The organism is Agromyces binzhouensis, from assembly GCF_004135055.1.
Lineage (GTDB): Bacteria > Actinomycetota > Actinomycetes > Actinomycetales > Microbacteriaceae > Agromyces > Agromyces binzhouensis.
In genome coordinates, this window is record NZ_SDPL01000409.1 from 1 (window position 1) to 2,792 (window position 2,792).

Annotated in this window: 3 protein-coding genes; 1 reads left to right on the top strand and 2 read right to left on the bottom strand. The window is 70.4% G+C overall.

Translation table 11 applies throughout. From position 1 onward, the window contains the following. Positions 1–466, top strand: a 466-nt coding sequence (locus ESO86_RS19820) for a hypothetical protein (RefSeq protein WP_207207167.1), incomplete at its 5' end; no start/stop codon positions are given. Here the strand turns inward: ESO86_RS19820 and ESO86_RS14925 are convergent. Both ESO86_RS14925 and purF read right to left on the bottom strand, forming a co-directional pair. After that, the gene (locus tag ESO86_RS14925) at positions 439–834 is read right to left on the bottom strand and encodes a hypothetical protein (RefSeq protein WP_129235691.1); all 396 of its coding nucleotides are present in this window, start codon (positions 832–834) and stop codon (positions 439–441) included. The genes ESO86_RS19820 and ESO86_RS14925 overlap by 28 nt on opposite strands. Positions 835–888: 54 nt before the next feature. Further along, positions 889–2,346 carry an amidophosphoribosyltransferase gene (purF, locus tag ESO86_RS14930; RefSeq protein WP_129235692.1) on the bottom strand — a complete coding sequence of 486 codons (1,458 nt, stop codon included), beginning with the start codon at positions 2,344–2,346 and terminating at the stop codon, positions 889–891. Positions 2,347–2,792: the final 446 nt, after the last annotated feature.

Genomic DNA, 2,792 nt, shown 5'->3' on the forward strand with positions numbered 1-2,792 from the left:
GTCGCCCGTCGAGCCGGAGGCATCCGTCACCGCCGCCGACGGCCCGGCCGGCCCCGGAGCATCCGTCGAGCACGCGGCCACGGCGGACGAGGGCGCGCCCGGCGAGGACGCACTCCCCAAGGTCGAGCGCATGGACGTCGATCCCGAGGCCGGCGAGCGCCTCGAGACCGACGTGACGAGCGACGCCGTGACCGTGCGCCGGTCTCCGCGCTACGGCAGCTTCCTCCTGCTCGGCGCCGCGCTCGGCGTGCTGGTCGCGCTGATCCTCACGTTCGCGTTCCCCGAGAACGACCAGTTCGACCGCGGGCAGGTGTTCGGCTTCCTGCTGCTGTGGTGCGGCGCGGGCGGGCTCGCGCTCGGCGGCGTCACCGCGCTCGTCATCGACCGCGTGCTCGCGAAGCGCCGCGGCACGGCCGTCGCCGAGCACGAGTCGACGCACTACGTCGACGACGACCGGGACGACTGATCGTCACGGGCGGCGAGCAGCAGCCGCTCGAACTCCTCGACGCTGCCCTGCGCACGCTCGAGGTCGGCCCGCCGCAGGACCGGATGCCACGTGCCCGCCGTATCGCGGCCGAGCACGACCGGCAGGCCCGCGTCCGCGAGGGCGGCGGATGCTCCGGCATCCGTCACCTCGTTGCGGTGCCGGAGGGTGAACGGCACCCCGACGCGGAGCACCATGGCGTCCCACTCCGGCTTGCGGCGCCAGGTGTGGGTGATGTCGCAGAGCGCGCACTCCCTGGTGCCCAGGAGGTGGCCGACGATGTAGGCGAGGTCGCCCCGCACGCCGCCGTCGGCGTCGTAGATCCCGAGGTACTCGGCGTACTCGCCCATGCGATCAGCGTCGCAGGTCCGACCGAGGGCAGCCTGTGAGCGGCGAGCCGCGCGTCAGCTGAGCTGCGTGCGCTCGACCCACTCCAGGTACTCGGGCGTGACCGTGCCGGTCACGTACTCGCCCGTGAAGCACGAGAGGTCGAGGCTGTCGATCGACGTCCCCTCGGTGATCGCCGCCTGGAGGTCCGCGACCTCCTGGTAGATCATGTGGTCGGCGCCCAGCTCACGCGCGATCTCGGGGATCTTCCGGTCGTGCGCGACGAGCTCGGCGCGGCTCGGCATGTTGATGCCGTACACGTGCGGGAAGCGCACCGGCGGCGCGGCCGACGTGAACGTCACCTTGTTCGCGCCGGCGGCACGCGCCATCTCGACGATCTGCTTCGAGGTCGTGCCGCGCACGATCGAGTCGTCGACGATGAGCACGTTCTTGCCCTTGAACTCGGTGCCCATCGCGTTCAGCTTCTGCCGGACCGAGCGCTTGCGCGCGGCCTGCCCCGGCATGATGAACGTGCGGCCGACGTAGCGGTTCTTGTAGAAGCCCTCGCGGTACTCGATCCCGAGCTTCTGGGCCACCTGCATCGCGGCGGGCCGTGAGGAGTCGGGGATCGGCATGACCACGTCGACGTCGCCGTGGTCCATGTGCGTCGCGATGGTGTTCGCGAGGCGATCGCCCATGCGCAGGCGCGCCTCGTAGACGGAGATGCCGTTCATGATCGAGTCGGGACGCGCGAGGTAGACGTACTCGAACGAGCAGGGGATGAGGCGCGGGTTCCTCGCGCACTGGCGCGAGATCATCTCGCCCTCGGTCGTGATGAAGACGGCCTCGCCGGGTTCGACGTCACGCACGACCTCGTAGTCGCCGTTCTCGAGCACGAGCGACTCGGATGCCACGATCCACTCGTCCTTGCCGGACTCCGTCGTGCGCCTGCCGAGGATCAGCGGTCGGATGCCGAACGGGTCGCGGAACGCGAGCAGGCCGTGGCCGGCGATCATCGCGATGACCGCGTACGAGCCCTCGACGCGCTCGTGCACCTGCGCGACCGCGTTGAACACCTGGTCGGGGTCGAGTTCGAGGCCGGTGATCTGGCCCTGCAGCTCGGTCGCGAGCACGTTGAGCAGCATCTCGGTGTCGCTCGTGGAGTTCACGTGGCGGCGGTCGATGCGGAAGAGGTCCTCGGACAGCTCGCGCGTGTTCGTGAGGTTGCCGTTGTGCACGAGGATGATGCCGTACGGCGCGTTCACGTAGAACGGCTGCGCCTCCTCCTCGCGCTCGGCGGCGCCCTTCGTCGTGTAGCGCACGTGCCCGAGGCCCATCCGGCCGAGCAGCGAGCGCATGTCGCGCGTGCGGAACGCCTCGCGGACCTGCCCGCGCGCCTTGTGCATGTGGAAGATCGGGCCGTCGGCCGTCGCGATGCCCGTCGAGTCCTGCCCGCGGTGCTGCAGGAGGAGGAGGCTGTCGTAGATCTGCTGGTTGACGGGCTCGGTGGAGACGATGCCGACGATGCCGCACATGCGAGCGATGGCTCCTCGGGAGGTGTGGTGATGCGTCCGAGCTGGACGATACATCCTCGCATACGCGCGCGTGTGAGCCGGCTGTGCGGATGCCGCTGCTCACCTGAGCGGCGCCGTGCGCGGACGGCTCCATGGCGGCCCGGGGATTCCGGTGGCCAAACGATGAATGTACCCCGCACGGGTCGTACGTGGGGAGGATTTTCCGGATCCCTCCCGTGGGTTCTCGATTTCCGCGAAGGATGCGTCGGACCCTCCCCCCGAACGGGGGACGTGTGCCACGCTTCCCGACATTCGCATCATCGCGGCGCGGCGACCGTTCGGGGGGACCGCCGCCGCCTGCTCAGAAAGGGCTCGTCCATGAAGCTCACCTCGTTGCGCGCGGCACTCGCCGGCGCCGCCCTCGTCGCCTGCGGGCTCCTCGCCGCGCCGACCGCCGCGTCGGCCGC